Origin of the sequence: Archaeoglobus profundus DSM 5631 (genome assembly GCF_000025285.1) — an archaeon.
GTDB lineage: Archaea > Halobacteriota > Archaeoglobi > Archaeoglobales > Archaeoglobaceae > Archaeoglobus_B > Archaeoglobus_B profundus.
This window is the reverse complement of the sequence record NC_013741.1, coordinates 171850-186209: the sequence shown is the minus strand read 5'-3', so window position 1 is coordinate 186209 and position 14360 is coordinate 171850. Positions and strand designations below refer to the sequence as shown.

Here is a 14360-nt window from a genome sequence, read left to right as displayed (position 1 = left end):
ATTTCATAGCCTCTTCGTAACCCCTCTTGTAATGCTCATGTAGTAAGAGCAATTCACCGATCGCTTGTTTTCTTAACATGCGAGAAGACTACAAACGAGATTAAAACCATTATCAGAGAAGTCAAAATGTACTCCATCATCAAAGAAATTTTTAAGCAAACTTATAATATTTTCAATCTTATAATATTTTCAGACACCACCAAAGTGATCGATACTCTCAGCGTTTACAAAAAGTTCAACTTAAATCGAATCTGATATATACAACATACATCAGAGAATACATTAATGATCAAGCAGGAAATACTTAAAGACTTGATAGAGATCAAGGAAAAGCTCGACTCCATTATCGAGACGCTTGAAATCATTTCCGATGAGGAGTTAATGGAATCCATCAAGAGAGCTAGAGAACAGCCACCAAAGAGAGATTTTGAAGACTTCTTAAGGGAAATCGGTATAGATTCGCTTTCTATGTCCGATTGATCTCAGGACTATTAATTTTTGATCTTAATGAACATCATAAATTAACCTCCATTTTCCCGAGATGTGTAAAGAACGAAACCCTTTAAGTTCGTGGGTTAAAGGCTTACCAGCATGGGATTTTCTTTCAATTTCAAAATTGCCTTAGCGAACATCTCAGCTAAGGCTTTATTCTTTCTTGTTAACTTTTTAAATTGTTCTTCAAATTCATCTGTGGTTTTAATTTGATAACTCATAATAATCATTCTATATCTCTCGTTTTAAGTTTTTCGTTGTTAATATATTTAAGCGTTGATATAACTTTTGGCAGATATTATGGAAGTTCGACAATTTAAAAACTAGTATAGCTATTATTAATTACGTTGAATTTAGTCCAGAACCTATTCATCAAAAGACTTTTATGCTAAAAGCCAAAGCATGAAAGCATGGGTAAGACTGGTAGTGTAACGTGGGTTAAGATCAAGAAGAGGAACAGCAACGAATACAGGCTAGTTCCTACGAAATGGCAGTATTACAAGAAGCCCGGACCGAACCAGAAGTACACATCTGACGGAAAAAAGAGAAGGAGGATAAAGAGGTCGCCGAAGTCGATCTTAGGAGTTAAGCAGTGAAATCAAATCTACAATTTTGGCGTTTGTTTTTAAAACCGTTCCGGAGTAGTGCACCCTTGAAGCAGTAAAACCGTTTTCTCTGAGGTCTGTAAGTATCTTCTCCATTTTCGGAGGGTTTATCTTCAGTTTTTTCGACAACGCATGGATGTTGTATGCAAGAGGTGTGTTTAGCTCCTCAGCTATAGCCTTAACGAACTTCTCAGCCTTCCCCTTAGCGTATTCGAGCATCTTCCTAACTATTTCTGCATCTTTAACATCCCCAAGCCAGATCGGACCGTAAATCCTGAATCTTCCACCGCACTCACATCTCTCAAAACATTCACCAACTCCGACAAAATCCCTGTTCATGCAATTGGGACAGTAAAGCATGTATCCCAACTTTTTTACAGTGTCCTTTGAAGCCCTCAAAGATTTCCTAACCTTCAAGTGGATTCGATAGTAGTGCTCCTTAGTCCAACATACGAGAACTTCAATCCCTTTCTCGTATTTAGCAAGCTCTCTCGCAACGTAACCTATCAAAGCTCTCAATCCTATCTCCGGATAGATATCTGTCATTTCGGCGAAGACGAAATACTTCCTCAAGCCAGATTCCGTTGCGGAACCGCAGAACGCAGCTGTATCTGTTGCTGTAACGCTGAGATACTTCTTAACTGAGAAACTTGCCGAGTCCATGAACTCTGCAGGACTTCCAAACGGATCTAAATCGATGTGCCAGAACTTTTTTTCTCTCATCAGGATGTTTGCATCCTTGTTGAAAACCTCAGCCTCGATACCGTTAAGCTTCATATTCTCTTTAATAAGTTCGACTGCCTTGGGATTCCTGTCGTTGAAGTATACTACATCGTAACCTCCCTCCACTTTAGCCCTTATCCCTCTCACACCGGTTCCAGCTAAGGCATCCAAAAACTCTCGTTTGTCATCCAAAACCCTCCAAACGAGAACATCCAAATCCCTGCAGAATCTCATTCGAGGATTGTAGAAAACGTCCCTGTCGAGCTTGATTTTAACCTTGCCTTCCTCGACTATCATCCCCTGAACCTCCTTATTATCTCTCTCGCCACCTCATCCCTGTTCTTCTCATCGATTACATATAGTTCGAACTCCCTCTTGATTCTTTCAACGAGAGGATGCCTCGATCTATAGTGAACTGTCACGAGCAGATTTTTTGGACTTTCAATAAGATCTTCCATCGCCCTTACAAATCTCTCACTTTTAAGCTCCATCGGACCAACCTCATCGACTATGACAAGATTTCCGCTGTAACCTTTCAGCATCTCCGCAAAACGATCTATCGATTCTAAGAAGACGACGTATTTTCCAACCTTGGGGTAACCTTCTCCAACCTTAGCGAGCCAGAGCTCCTCCCCGCTCTTGAGATCGTGAAGCTTGAAACCAATTCTTCTACCTTTTTCTCTGACCTCAAGTGTAACAAAGCCCTCAACATCATCCAAGCTCTTGAAAACCTTCATGCAAAGCGTAGTTTTGCCGATACCCGGTCTTCCAGTCACGGCGATCTTCACACCGAAAAATATTCACGGATTTCAAAAATAGCTATCGATTGTCCTAGCTTTCAAAACGACATCTCTTCTGAGATAATCCTCAAGCCTATGTCTCAGTAGATTTCTCAAAAAGCTAAGAGCGGAGCTTAAATCGTCAAAAGTACCAACCTTATTCTTCAAAGCCTTTCTCACTCCAACCCTTATCTGCCAAGAGCCTATCGGAGCGTAGTATTCTTCGGTAACTTCCCTGAAAACGACAACCTTTGCTTGCCTTCTCTTCTTTCTCAAAAATTCTAAGACGCTCAGCCTTGCGGAATAGTAAGCCCCAAGCGTTTCATTAGCGTAACCTCTCTTCTTAAAGAACTCGTAATCTCTCAAAACTCCGCTAAAACCGAACAGAGATTTAGGTAACCAGACCTCAAGGAGTTCGAAAGCGTAAGCTGATGGAATCATCAAAATCGTGTAGACGTTTCCTAAGAACTCCGCTCTGTAGACCTCGTAGCGGTCTATCGGCTTATAGTTGACAATTTCACGCTTGAGATGCTCTCCGATTGTATCCTCAACTGCCGTAATGCTCCACCTAGTAGGCACAAGCTTCTTATCGATTCCCAAGAGACCTGCGGAGAGTAGCCTGATTATGTAGTATTCGTCAAATCCCCTCTCGTACAGATCCACCATTGCCTTTTGAGCCTTTATCTCATCTCCAACTATCTTATCAACCGCTTTAGGAACCCTGGGATTTCCTACCACCTTAAGCTTTTCAAGCTCAGCTTTAGGATTAACTACAGCAGAAATCTCGCTCAAATCAATTTTTAGTACGGGTTTTTTGCTTAAAACCATCTCAGCATCAACTGGCTTAACGGACATAACGAGTCCATCGAAATCCAAGCTCGTTTTGACATTACAAACCCTCTCACCCATCACGAGCACAGCTCTACGCTTTATCGCATCTTCAAGCGTTACATCTTCCCACTTAAGCGGACTATCTAAGCTTGAAGTATCCCCTTCAATTGGAGGAACGAGCGGGGCCACTCTAACTTTGGGATAGCCCTTCTCACCTACGAAGATCGAGGGTGGTGACGATCCGAAGACGACTTTGTCAAGCTTGAGATCGCTAAAGACGGACTTGATTATTCTAACTTTCCTCAAAATGGGGCAAAAATTCCTACCGCACAATAGCCTGTATCCCTTGCAGATTGCACACTTCACAACGTTCGTTGGTTCAATCGAATTTAACAGTTTGGAAAGAGTTATATTTTATCTTGTCACACTGAGCACATGGAGAGCGGGGACGCTGCTGGAATTGCCTTGTCGGTTGTGGCTTGGATATTCTTCCTGATAGCTATCTCGATGTTTGTGATGTCATGCATGTACTATCTTGGGCATCACTAACCAATTTTTTGCTTTGTCGATAAATCTTTAAAAAGTCCCCTATCACCGCTTCGCATGAGCGAGTTAATGGAGATGCTCACCAGGAGAGGTTTCTTCTGGCAGTCATTTGAGATATACGGTGGAATGGCCGGATTTGTCGATTACGGTCCTTTGGGTAACGCTTTAAGGCGGAAGATTGAGAATATATGGCGTAAGCACTTTGTGGTGAGAGAGAGGGCTGTTGAGATAGATACTCCCACGGTATGCGTTGAGGAGGTTTTCGTTGCCTCTGGGCACGTTTCCTGCTTTACAGATGTAGCAATTGAATGCGAAAGCTGTGGTAGAGTTTTCAGAGCAGATCACTACATAAAAGATGTGTTGGGAATAGAGATCGAGCCGAACATAGAAACGGTGAAGGAGATAATCGAAACCTACGACCTCAAGTGCAGTTGTGGCGGTAAATTCAAGGAGCCTTTCCTCTTTAACCTCATGTTCTCAACGACGATAGGACCGGGGAAGGGAAAGAAGGGATATTTGAGGCCTGAAACAGCACAAGGCATTTTCATAGACTTCAGGAGGCTTTTGGAATACTTCAGGCACAAACTACCTTTCGGTGTTGCACAAATAGGAAGAGCTTACAGAAACGAGATAAGTCCGAGACAGGGTGTTATAAGGCTGAGAGAGTTCAATCAGGCTGAACTTGAATATTTCGTCAATCCCAGAGAGAAGAGACATCCGAATTTTGCAAGGTATGCGAATGTTGTTGTAAAGCTCTTGGACAAGAACGATGTTCTGCACGAGGTAACGCTGAAGGAGGCTGTTGAGAAGGGTATAGTCTGCCATGAACTAATGGCATACTTCATAGGGAAAACGAGGGAGTTTCTACTTGAGGTTGGTATAGATGAGGCCAAGCTAAGGTTCAGACAACATAAGGACGATGAGAGGGCACATTACGCAATAGACTGCTGGGATGCTGAGGTATTGACAGCTTACGGATGGATAGAAATCGTTGGAATTGCTGACAGAACTGACTACGACCTTAAGAAGCACATGGAACACAGCGGAGAGGATTTGAGAGTATTCGTACAGTTTGAAAAGCCAATAAAGGTTAAGAGGAAGAAGGTAATTCCAAACATGAAGAAACTCGGCCCAGTTTACAGGCAGAAGGCTAAGGAGATTGCTAAGAAGCTTGAGGAAATTGAGGTTGACGGGGATGTAGAATCGATAACAATCGATCTTGATGGCGAGAAGATCGAAATCACCAAAGATTTCTTCGAGATAGTTGAGGTTGAAGAGGAGATTCACGGTGAAAAGATTGTTCCACACGTAATTGAGCCTTCTTTCGGCTTGGACAGGATAACCTACGCAGTTTTGGAGCACTCCTTCGACAAAGATGTTGTGGAAGGGGAGGAGAGAAGAGTTCTTAGGCTTAAGAGGTGGGTTGCTCCAATACCTGTTGCAGTCTTGCCTTTGCTTTCAAGGGAGCCTTTCACATCCAAAGCTAAGGAGATTGTGCAGATGTTGAGAGAAAACGGTTTCTACACTGAATACGACGATTCTGGTAGCATAGGAAGAAGATACAGGAGGTTTGACGAGATCGGAACTCCTTTCTGTATAACGATCGATCACCAGACATTTGAGGATGAAACTGTCACAATTAGGGACAGAGATACAACCAAGCAGGTTAGGGTCAAGATTTCCGAGTTGCCAAAAGTACTCAACGAACTTTTAACGAGCGATAAAGACATAACTGAGTTCGGTGAGATTTTTAAAGAATAATTCTACCTTCCCGATTCTCAATCTTTTGAATGATATACTGCTACCACACTCGCTCACCAGGATCACTCCCAAGAAAAAGGTTTAAATACAGCTTATAAGATCAATCCTCAATGTTTAGATTGAGCAAGTCTATCAGGCTTACTGAGAAGAACGGAAAGAATGCTGTAATTGCTGAAATTAAGGTTCACTCTCCAAAACACGGCGATCTGCTGAGAGGTAGAGATCCAATCGACATTCTAAGAGCTTACGAGAGGTCTGGTGCCTGCGGAATATCCTACATAACCGAACCTAATCACTTTAGAGGCTCTTTTAAATTCCTCAAAGAGCTTTGCAAGCTCACAGATTTACCCGTTTTGAGAAAGGACTTCATAACGAATAAATTCGAGATTGAGAAAACGGCTGAGGTTGAGGCTTCAGCGGTTTTACTAATAACGAGAATTCTGAAAGACAGAACTGCTGAATTCGTCGATTTTGCCAAGGAGCATGGACTTGACACGGTTGTTGAGGTTCATACCCCTCAAGAGCTTGAGATTGCAATAAACACCGACACGACGATAGTCGGGATAAACAATAGGGATATAGGTCAACTTGAAAAGGATGACGGAAACGTCAGTTTGACTGAGAAACTTGCACCACTCATCCCGAACAAGTTTGTAAAGCTCAGTGAAAGTGGAATAAGGAGTTTGGATGATTTGAAGAGGGCTTTGAGATTTGCAGATGCTGTTCTAATTGGTACAGCCTTCATGCTTGCTGAGGATACCGAAAGCTTCGTGAGGTGTTTCGTTCATGCTTGAGAAGATTGTTGAGGGCAAGAATTTGAGCTTTGAAGAGGCTTACGAGATCTTCAATCAGCTGATAGAGGAAACTCCGATCAGGATCGCTGGAATTCTCACAGCATTACAAACCAAAGGATACACCGCTGAAGAACTTGCTGGATTTGCCAAAGCCATGAGAGACAAAGCCGTAAAACTCGATTTGGGCGATGTTATCGATACATGTGGAACAGGTGGTGATAGATCATTCACAATCAACGTCAGCACCGCAAGTGCAATAATCCTCTCGTGCTTCACGAGGGTTGCTAAGCACGGAAACGTCTCAATAACTTCGAAGAGCGGTTCCGCAAACCTCTTAGAAGCTTTAGGCATAAACTATAGGCTAAATCCAGATCAGGCAAAGGCTTTGATCGAGAAAACGAACTTCACGTTTCTTTTCGCTCCGCTCTACCATCCAACCCTCAAAGGTGTAATGCCAGTCAGAAAGGAACTTGGCATAAAGACAATATTCAACGTTTTAGGACCTCTGGCAAATCCAGCAAATCCATCATACCAGATAATAGGTGTAAGCTCTCCAGATTTGGTTGATAAGGTCGCAAACGCCTTAGAGTTTTTGGGTGTTGAGAGGGCTTATGTAGTTTATGGCGACGGCTTAGATGAGGTTAATCCCAAAGGAGAAACTGTCGTTGTTGAAGTAAATGAGGGAATAGAGAAGTTCAAGCTCGAACCAGAGGATTTCGGGCTTAAGCCAGTCGATATAAAGCCTTGTCACTCGCCAGAGGAGAGTGCGGAGAGGATTAGGGCTGTACTCGCTGGGAAAGGGAAAGAGGAGGATAGGAACTTCGTTCTGATAAACTCCGCTTTAGCTCTTAACCTTCTGAAAGACGATCTCAGGGAGTGTGTTGAAGTTATCGAGGGCGTTTTGGGTGAAATTGCAATAAAGAAGCTGGAGGAGATAGTATGCTCGTCAAGAAGCTTGACTACGTGAATCCCTTAAAGCTCTACAACGTTTTGAGAGATGAAGACTTCCCGTTCATTCTCGAATCCGCTGGAAAGCATGAAAGGAAGGCAAGATACACGTATGTCTCCGCAAATCCAGATTTCATTGTCGAGGTTGACGGAAAGGGAACGAGAGTCGATGGGAAGCTAATCAGCAAGGAAACGAACCCCTTCAAGGCTTTGAAAGGTTTGAGAGTGAGGAGTGTGGATGGACAGAGGTTCAACGGTGGATTTGTTGGATACATAGCCTACGATGCCGTCCATAACTATATCGAAGGTGAGATAGAGGAGCCATCGGTTTTCGGCTTTTACTCGAACGTCTTCGTTTACGATCACATCTCCGGCATCTTCTACTTCCTATCCCTTAACAAGGACGATGAAAAAGCTAAGGAGGCTGAAAGAATAGTTAGAAAGGCTAAGAGAACGAAGGTTGAGAATGAGGAAGGTTTTTCCGATGTGATTCGATGTGATGCGGATAAGGACACGTTTGTTGAGATGGTTGAAAGAGCTAAAGAATACGTTTACTCTGGTGATGTGTTTCAGGTTGTCATTTCGAGGGAATACGAGGTCGATACCGATTTTTCGCCTTTCCAGATTTACAGAAACTTGAGGAAGATTAATCCGAGTCCATACATGTTCTGCTTGGAGTTTGGGAAGGCTGTAGTCGGAGCTTCTCCAGAAACGATGTGCTCCGTTGAGAAGAACGTTGTTAAGGTTAATCCCATAGCTGGAACCGCTCCAAGAGGAAGGAGCGAGGAGGAAGATAGGGCAATTGCTGAGAGGCTTTTGGCTGATGAGAAGGAAAGGGCAGAGCATGTTATGTTGGTGGATTTGGCAAGAAACGACGTTAGAAAGGTCAGCAAAGCTGGAAGTGTGAGGGTTACGATGTTCATGAAGGTTTTGAAGTACAGCCACGTTCAGCATATTGAAAGTGAGGTTGTCGGAGAGCTTGAAAGCGATATGTTTGAAGCTGTGGAAGCTTGCTTTCCAGCTGGAACGCTTACAGGTGCACCGAAGATAAGAGCGATGGAGATCATAGACGAGCTTGAAAAGTCCAAAAGGAAGGTTTACGGGGGATGTGTAGGTTACTTTTCAGTTAGTGGATACGCAGACATGGCTATCGCAATCAGAATGGTCGAAATAGATGACGTTTGCAGGGTTAGGGCTGGAGCAGGGATAGTTGCAGACTCAAATCCAGAGAAGGAATTCTTCGAAACTGGGAACAAGATGTCCGCAGTTTTGAAGGCTTTAAGGGTGGTAGAATGATCGTGTTGATAGATAACAGAGACTCTTTCGTTTGGAACCTCGCAGAATACGCTTCGATCTTTACGAAGGTTAAAGTTTTGCCGAACACCGTAAGCTTGGCTGAGATAAAGAAGCTGAATCCGAAGGGAATAATAATATCCCCCGGTCCTAGTAGTCCAGATAGCAAGAGGGATGTTGGAATTAGTCCCAAGGTCGTTTTAGAGATAGACGTTCCGATTTTAGGCGTATGCTTAGGTCATCAGATAATCGCTCACGTTTTTGGTGGTGTCGTTAACAGGGTTAAGCCTATGCACGGTAAATCGAGCGTTATTAAACACGATGGAGAAGGAATATTCAAGGGAGTCAAAAATCCAATAGAGGTGGGGAGATATCACTCCCTAGCAGTTCTGAAAGTTCCTAAGGGTTTCAAGGTCACAGCTAAGGTTATCGACGATGATTTGGTCATGGGGATAAGGAGTAGGGATGAGAGAATTGAGGGTGTTCAGTTTCATCCTGAAAGCGTTTTGACGCCACGTGAGGAAGGTTTGAAGATGATAAGGAACTTCGTGGAGATGTGCCATGTTCGTTAAAATCTGCGGTATCAAGAGCTTGGAGGAACTTGAGATCGTTGAGAAATACGCCAACGCTACTGGAGTTGTTGTTGAATGTGAATCCAAGCGCAGGATAACTCTTGAGAAAGCCAGAGAGATAATAGAATGTGCGAATATCCCCGTATTCGTAGTTTCAACTCTTACGGATTTGAATGCTTGGATGAGGGTTATCGAGAAGACTCAAGCTGAGTACATTCAGATTCATGCAGAAGTCTCACCGGATTTGGTCGGGAAGGTTAAGGAGTTGGATATTAAGGTTATGAAGGCTTTCAGAGTTCCAAGGCTCAGCGAAAATCCTGAGAGAGATGCAAAATCTTTGATTGAAAAGATTGAGCTTTACGATGTCGATCTGATCTTGCTCGACACAGGAAAAGGCTCAGGTTTAATACACGATCACAGAGTCAGCAGGATAGTTGCCAAGGAGTTCGACATTATTTTGGCTGGCGGTTTAAATCCTCAAAATGTTGCTAAGATAGTAGAATTCGTTAAACCTTTTGGAGTAGACGTTTCGAGCGGTGTCGAAAAGAACGGGAGGAAGGATGAAAAACTCGTTACAGATTTCGTTAGGGAGGTGAGGAGATTTGAAAGCTAAATTACACCCTGAAAAGTTTGCAGTCGTGAAGACTGATGAAATCCCGAAAGATTTCTTCGCAATCGTTAAACTTTCAGAAATCACTGCAGTGGTTCCAGAGGGTGCTCTCACCAATTTAAAAGTTAAGGAGGCAGAGTACGGTTTTAGGCTGATAACATTCGACGTCGATTTATCATTTGACACGGTTGGGTTCATATCCAAGATTTCAAGGGCTTTAGCCGAAGCAAACATCCCTATTCTTGTGTACTCCTCCTATCACACCGATCACATACTCATCAAAGAGGACTTCGTTGAAGGAGCGATCGAAACATTGAGAAACATTGGCTTCCTAATCGAGGAGGGGTGAGAAGATGATCGAATTTGTCGGAGAGGAGATAGAAATCCACCCGGAGAGGTTTGCCGTAGTCAAGCTGAGGAGCTTGCCAGACGTGAATTACGTCGCTGTGGTTAGAAACAAGTATTACGAGGTCGTGATGCCTGAGAAGGAGTTGGTTAAGCTTGAGAAGTTCGTTGAATGCGAAACAGGTTACAGGTTGATTACTCTGGACATAAACGTCCCGTTGGATGTTGTGGGCTACATTTCGAAGGTTTCAAGTGCCTTAGCCAATGCTAAGGTTCCAATTCTGATCCTATCTCTTTACACGGACAGAATCCTCGTTAAGGAGGAGTTCCTTGACAAGGCTCTGAGTGTTCTTAAGGAGCTTGGATTTAAGGTGAGAAGATGAAATTTGGTGAGTTCGGGGGGATGTTCGTTGCTGAAACTCTTGTTCAACCTTTAAAGGAGCTTGAAAAAGCTTACAACGAGCTTAAAGATGATGAGACGTTTAAGGCTGAACTCGATTACTATTTGAAGAACTTCGCTGGTCGCCCAACACCACTGTATTACGCTAAAAATCTAACCGAGAAGATTGGAGGAGCTAAGATTTACCTCAAACGTGAGGATTTACTTCACAGCGGTGCTCATAAGATAAACAACACCATAGGACAGGCTCTACTTGCGAAATACATGGGAAAAAGTCGTTTAATTGCTGAGACTGGGGCTGGGCAACATGGTGTTGCGACGGCAATAGCTGGAGCTTTGCTCGGTTTAAAAGTGGATGTCTACATGGGTGCTGAGGATGTTGAGAGGCAGAAGATGAACGTCTTTAGGATGAAGATTTTAGGTGCGAATGTCATACCTGTTGAGAGCGGGACTAAGACTTTGAAAGATGCCATAAACGAGGCTTTAAGGGATTGGGTTGCAACGTTCGAATACACTCACTACCTGATAGGCTCAGTTGTTGGCCCTCATCCCTATCCAACGATAGTCAGAGATTTCCAGTCGGTGATTGGTAAGGAGACGAAGAAGCAGATTTTGGAGATTGAAGGTTGCCTGCCAGACATTATCGTTGCGTGTGTAGGTGGTGGTAGTAACGCTATGGGAATATTCCATCCGTTCATAGAGGACAGAAAAGTCAGGCTTGTGGGTGTTGAAGCTGGCGGGAATGGTATTGAAACTGGCAAACACTCGGCTTCACTCTGTGCTGGTAAAAAGGGAGTTCTGCACGGGATGCTGAGCTACTTCCTGCAGGATGAGGACGGGCAGATTTTAGATACCCATAGCGTTGCACCTGGCTTAGACTATCCCGGCGTAGGTCCGGAGCATGCGTATCTGAAAGAGATTGGAAGAGCTGAATACGTAACAGTTACGGATGATGAGGCTTTGAAAGCATTTCTGGAGCTTTCGAGGACTGAAGGTATCTTACCAGCTTTAGAATCCGCTCACGCTTTAGCTTATGCAATGAAGATTGCTGAGGAAATGAGCAGGGATGAAATAATTGTTGTAAACCTTTCGGGAAGGGGAGACAAGGATTTGGACATTGTCATGAGGGAGGTGGGATTTTGATTCAAAAACCCTCTCTAATAACGTATATTACAGCAGGAGACCCGAACGTTGATGCAACTTTAGAATTCCTCGAAATTCTTTCCAAATACAGTGAGATAATTGAGTTGGGAATTCCCTTCAGCGATCCGATGGCTGACGGTAAAACGATTGAAAAATCTCATTACAGGGCTTTGAAGGCTGGAACTAAGGTGAAAGATGTTTTTAGGGTTATTGAAGAGTTCAAAGACAACCATAGGACTCCGATAGTCCTCATGACATACTACAATCCCGTATTTGTAAGGGGGTTGGATAATTTTATTGGAACTGCCAAAGATAGCGGTGTGGATGCTATGCTCGTCGTTGATTTGCCTATAGAGGAAGCTGACGATTATTTGAGTGTTTGCGAAAAATACGATATGAAAACAGTCTTTTTGGCTTCTCCAAATACTCCAAACGATAGGCTTAAGGCTATAGATGAAGCAAGCTCTGGCTTCGTTTACTTGATATCTCTTTATGGAACTACGGGTGCAAGGGATAGGATTTCGAGTTTGGCTTTTGATTTAGTTAAAAGAGCAAGAGGTGTTTGCGTTAAGCCTTTGGCTGTGGGTTTTGGTGTTTCAAAGGCTGAGCATGTTAGAGAGCTTTTGAAGGCTGGTGCCGATGGGGTAGTCGTTGGAAGTGCCATAGTCAAGCTGATAGAAGAGTTCGGTGAAAAAGCCGGCGATAAAATTGAAGAGAAGTGTAGAGAACTCAGAAAGGGACTTTACTATTAATCTTTCTCTTTAAACCGTTTTACCAGACCGAATATTCCGTGTGGCATCTTCAGTATCAAAACTATCAGCATCGCGTATATTATGAGGTTATCAAGACCCATTATACCCGTTGAATAGGATACCTCCATGAGTATCCAGTTTTTGAGGATGTAGATTGTTAAAGCTCCGATTATCGCACCGAAGAAAGTCCCAAGTCCGCCGAAGACAGCTGAAATTATTATCAGAAGCATGAGAGGAACTCCAAACATATCAACTCCGACGGAAAGCCTGTAGAAAGCTGTTATAGCTCCAGCCAAGCCAGATACGAATGCGGAGATGCAGAATGCCATGACCTTGTGCTTGAAAACGTTAATTCCCAAGCTTTCAGCCAACTCTGGATCATCTCTTATCGCCTTAAGCCTCAAACCGAATTTGCTGTTCACAACTCTGTATAGGACTAAGACGCTTGCAAGCATGAAGGCGTAGGCTATGTAATACCTTCCTTCGGTCGTTCTGTGTAAGGCATTTTTTATTCCCACTGATAAACCCTCGTAACCTCCAAAGATTTGGGGATATATGTTTACAATTTGAACGAAGACTAAGGGGAGTATTGCAGTAACCAAAGCCAGATAATAACCTTTCAACCTCAAACATACTGCTCCAACTCCTAATCCGAACAGCGTTGCCACAACAGCCCCTACTAGAATTGAGATAGGGACCGGAACGTTTTGATTCAGAACGAGTAAAGCGGATGTGTAAGCTCCCAATCCAATGAAGACTACATGACCTAAGTTGACTTCACCAACATAGCCAGCAACCAGATCCCAAGTCACGACGTAAACCACGAATAGGTATGCCAAGCCGAGCATGAAAACTACCGATTTTGGTAAGACAAAGGGAAATATCAACGGAATTGCTGTCAGAGCTAAAATCAACCCCCTCCTCATTCTTCCACCCCGAAGAGTCCTTGAGGTCGAACTATGAGGATAGCTATTATCACGATCAAAACTGCAAGCTCAGACCACCTCGTTCCCAAGAGAACGCTCACAGCAGTCTTTATATAGCTGATTATGAACGCTGAAACCACACTTCCATTCACACTACCCAATCCACCGACGACAACTATCGCAAACGCAAGGAGAAGTATCTCCAAAGCCGAGTTTGGTGTTAGAGAGTAGATTTGAGCGTATAAAATGCCTCCAATCCCAGCGAGGATTGAAGATATGAGAAGCGTGAACATGAAAACTCTCTCAATGTCTATTCCAACGATCATTGCTGATTCTACATCCTGAGAGACTGCACTTATCTCTCTTCCAAGCCTTGTCTTCTTTATAAGCCTCTCCAAAGCGATCATAGATGCAATCGTTATGGCAAATGATAGTATTTTCACATTTGTTACTTCAACACCAAACAAGTTGATCGATCCTTTGATTATGGGAGCTATCGAAATCGCATCGACTCCAAAAATCATCAGAATTATCTGTTCAACCAGTAAAGCCAAACTGAGCGTTAAAAGAATTACCATTATCTCGTTTCTCCTTATTGGTTTTATGAGGTAGTGCATTGCCAAGCCAAAGAGCGCTGAAGCTAATACTCCGATCAGAAGGGAGGAATATCCTAAGTAGGGGAACAGGGCGTAAGCTGTGTAGGCTGAGATCGCAAAAAATGTACCGTGTGCGAAGTTGAATATCCTGCCCACACCGAATGTGAGCGTAAATCCGCATGCGACTAATGTTAGAATACCTCCCAAGATTGTTCCTATGATAAGGATTGGCAAAATCATAGGC

Annotated in this window: 18 protein-coding genes; 12 read left to right on the top strand and 6 right to left on the bottom strand. The window is 43.3% G+C overall.

Going from position 1 to position 14360, the window contains the following annotated elements; all coding sequences use genetic code 11:
• The first annotated feature begins 285 nt into the window (after positions 1-285).
• Complete coding sequence (locus tag ARCPR_RS01095; protein ID WP_012939627.1) at positions 286-480, top strand: hypothetical protein; 195 nt, start codon at positions 286-288, stop codon at positions 478-480.
• 95 nt (positions 481-575) lie between these two features.
• On the opposite strand, the gene ARCPR_RS09670 is transcribed toward ARCPR_RS01095, so the two are convergent.
• On the bottom strand, positions 576-713 hold the full coding sequence (locus tag ARCPR_RS09670) for a type II toxin-antitoxin system RelE family toxin (RefSeq protein WP_187286414.1): 138 nt from the start codon (positions 711-713) through the stop codon (positions 576-578).
• 189 nt (positions 714-902) lie between these two features.
• Between ARCPR_RS09670 and ARCPR_RS01090 the strand changes: the two genes are divergently transcribed.
• Positions 903-1088: a DUF5350 domain-containing protein gene (locus tag ARCPR_RS01090; RefSeq protein WP_012939625.1), complete on the top strand. Its 186-nt coding sequence runs from the start codon at positions 903-905 to the stop codon at positions 1086-1088.
• Here the strand turns inward: ARCPR_RS01090 and ARCPR_RS01085 are convergent.
• The 3 genes from ARCPR_RS01085 to ARCPR_RS01075 are packed head-to-tail and all read right to left on the bottom strand — an operon-like array spanning position 1071 to position 3796.
• Positions 1071-2117 (bottom strand): tRNA (guanine(10)-N(2))-dimethyltransferase, encoded by a 1047-nt coding sequence (locus tag ARCPR_RS01085; RefSeq protein WP_012939624.1) that lies wholly within the window; start codon positions 2115-2117, stop codon positions 1071-1073. The two genes, ARCPR_RS01090 and ARCPR_RS01085, sit on opposite strands and share 18 nt — an antisense overlap.
• Positions 2114-2608 (bottom strand): NTPase, encoded by a 495-nt coding sequence (locus ARCPR_RS01080; RefSeq protein WP_048084300.1) that lies wholly within the window; start codon positions 2606-2608, stop codon positions 2114-2116. Before ARCPR_RS01080 ends, ARCPR_RS01085 begins: the two co-directional genes overlap by 4 nt.
• A 21-nt stretch (positions 2609-2629) precedes the next feature.
• Positions 2630-3796 (bottom strand): Nre family DNA repair protein, encoded by a 1167-nt coding sequence (locus ARCPR_RS01075; RefSeq protein WP_012939622.1) that lies wholly within the window; start codon positions 3794-3796, stop codon positions 2630-2632.
• Between the two features lie 237 nt (positions 3797-4033).
• Here ARCPR_RS01075 and glyS point away from each other — a divergent pair, with 237 nt between their 5' ends.
• From glyS to trpA, 10 genes are all read left to right on the top strand, one after another.
• Entirely contained in the window at positions 4034-5737 is a 1704-nt protein-coding gene (glyS, locus tag ARCPR_RS01070; protein ID WP_012939621.1) for a glycine--tRNA ligase, read from the top strand.
• 110 nt (positions 5738-5847) lie between these two features.
• The gene (trpC, locus tag ARCPR_RS01065) at positions 5848-6531 is read left to right on the top strand and encodes an indole-3-glycerol phosphate synthase TrpC (RefSeq protein WP_012939620.1); all 684 of its coding nucleotides are present in this window, start codon (positions 5848-5850) and stop codon (positions 6529-6531) included.
• Complete coding sequence (gene trpD / locus ARCPR_RS01060) at positions 6524-7498, top strand: anthranilate phosphoribosyltransferase (protein WP_012939619.1); 975 nt, start codon at positions 6524-6526, stop codon at positions 7496-7498. The genes trpC and trpD overlap by 8 nt, the downstream gene beginning before the upstream one ends.
• Entirely contained in the window at positions 7471-8775 is a 1305-nt protein-coding gene (locus tag ARCPR_RS01055; protein ID WP_012939618.1) for an anthranilate synthase component I, read from the top strand. Before trpD ends, ARCPR_RS01055 begins: the two co-directional genes overlap by 28 nt.
• Complete coding sequence (locus tag ARCPR_RS01050) at positions 8772-9344, top strand: aminodeoxychorismate/anthranilate synthase component II (protein WP_012939617.1); 573 nt, start codon at positions 8772-8774, stop codon at positions 9342-9344. Before ARCPR_RS01055 ends, ARCPR_RS01050 begins: the two co-directional genes overlap by 4 nt.
• Entirely contained in the window at positions 9334-9957 is a 624-nt protein-coding gene (locus tag ARCPR_RS01045; protein WP_012939616.1) for a phosphoribosylanthranilate isomerase, read from the top strand. Before ARCPR_RS01050 ends, ARCPR_RS01045 begins: the two co-directional genes overlap by 11 nt.
• Positions 9947-10303, top strand: a complete 357-nt coding sequence (locus ARCPR_RS01040) for an ACT domain-containing protein (protein ID WP_012939615.1) — start codon at positions 9947-9949, stop codon at positions 10301-10303. Before ARCPR_RS01045 ends, ARCPR_RS01040 begins: the two co-directional genes overlap by 11 nt.
• A gap of 4 nt (positions 10304-10307) precedes the next feature.
• A complete protein-coding gene (locus ARCPR_RS01035; RefSeq protein WP_012939614.1) occupies positions 10308-10682 on the top strand; it encodes an ACT domain-containing protein in 375 nt (124 codons plus the stop codon).
• Positions 10679-11842: a tryptophan synthase subunit beta gene (gene trpB / locus ARCPR_RS01030; protein WP_012939613.1), complete on the top strand. Its 1164-nt coding sequence runs from the start codon at positions 10679-10681 to the stop codon at positions 11840-11842. Before ARCPR_RS01035 ends, trpB begins: the two co-directional genes overlap by 4 nt.
• Positions 11839-12594, top strand: a complete 756-nt coding sequence (trpA, locus tag ARCPR_RS01025) for a tryptophan synthase subunit alpha (RefSeq protein WP_012939612.1) — start codon at positions 11839-11841, stop codon at positions 12592-12594. Before trpB ends, trpA begins: the two co-directional genes overlap by 4 nt.
• Here the strand turns inward: trpA and ARCPR_RS01020 are convergent.
• Both ARCPR_RS01020 and ARCPR_RS01015 read right to left on the bottom strand, forming a co-directional pair.
• Entirely contained in the window at positions 12591-13520 is a 930-nt protein-coding gene (locus ARCPR_RS01020; RefSeq protein ID WP_012939611.1) for a branched-chain amino acid ABC transporter permease, read from the bottom strand. The genes trpA and ARCPR_RS01020 overlap by 4 nt on opposite strands.
• On the bottom strand, positions 13517-14356 hold the full coding sequence (locus tag ARCPR_RS01015) for a branched-chain amino acid ABC transporter permease (RefSeq protein ID WP_012939610.1): 840 nt from the start codon (positions 14354-14356) through the stop codon (positions 13517-13519). The genes ARCPR_RS01020 and ARCPR_RS01015 overlap by 4 nt, the downstream gene beginning before the upstream one ends.
• Between the last annotated feature and the right edge of the window lie 4 nt (positions 14357-14360).

What these genes read in the sequence shown, in the direction of transcription:
- ARCPR_RS01050 (WP_012939617.1), top strand. Translation starts at nt 8,772, where the DNA reads ATGATCGTGTTGATAGATAACAGAGACTCTTTCGTTTGGAACCTCGCA.
- ARCPR_RS01020 (WP_012939611.1), bottom strand. Translation starts at nt 13,520, where the DNA reads ATGAGGAGGGGGTTGATTTTAGCTCTGACAGCAATTCCGTTGATATTT.
- trpC (WP_012939620.1), top strand. Translation starts at nt 5,848, where the DNA reads ATGTTTAGATTGAGCAAGTCTATCAGGCTTACTGAGAAGAACGGAAAG.
- ARCPR_RS01015 (WP_012939610.1), bottom strand. Translation starts at nt 14,356, where the DNA reads ATGATTTTGCCAATCCTTATCATAGGAACAATCTTGGGAGGTATTCTA.
- glyS (WP_012939621.1), top strand. Translation starts at nt 4,034, where the DNA reads ATGAGCGAGTTAATGGAGATGCTCACCAGGAGAGGTTTCTTCTGGCAG.
- ARCPR_RS01035 (WP_012939614.1), top strand. Translation starts at nt 10,308, where the DNA reads ATGATCGAATTTGTCGGAGAGGAGATAGAAATCCACCCGGAGAGGTTT.
- ARCPR_RS01090 (WP_012939625.1), top strand. Translation starts at nt 903, where the DNA reads ATGGGTAAGACTGGTAGTGTAACGTGGGTTAAGATCAAGAAGAGGAAC.
- ARCPR_RS01085 (WP_012939624.1), bottom strand. Translation starts at nt 2,117, where the DNA reads ATGATAGTCGAGGAAGGCAAGGTTAAAATCAAGCTCGACAGGGACGTT.
- ARCPR_RS01045 (WP_012939616.1), top strand. Translation starts at nt 9,334, where the DNA reads ATGTTCGTTAAAATCTGCGGTATCAAGAGCTTGGAGGAACTTGAGATC.
- ARCPR_RS01055 (WP_012939618.1), top strand. Translation starts at nt 7,471, where the DNA reads ATGCTCGTCAAGAAGCTTGACTACGTGAATCCCTTAAAGCTCTACAAC.
- trpB (WP_012939613.1), top strand. Translation starts at nt 10,679, where the DNA reads ATGAAATTTGGTGAGTTCGGGGGGATGTTCGTTGCTGAAACTCTTGTT.
- ARCPR_RS09670 (WP_187286414.1), bottom strand. Translation starts at nt 713, where the DNA reads ATGAGTTATCAAATTAAAACCACAGATGAATTTGAAGAACAATTTAAA.
- trpD (WP_012939619.1), top strand. Translation starts at nt 6,524, where the DNA reads ATGCTTGAGAAGATTGTTGAGGGCAAGAATTTGAGCTTTGAAGAGGCT.
- ARCPR_RS01095 (WP_012939627.1), top strand. Translation starts at nt 286, where the DNA reads ATGATCAAGCAGGAAATACTTAAAGACTTGATAGAGATCAAGGAAAAG.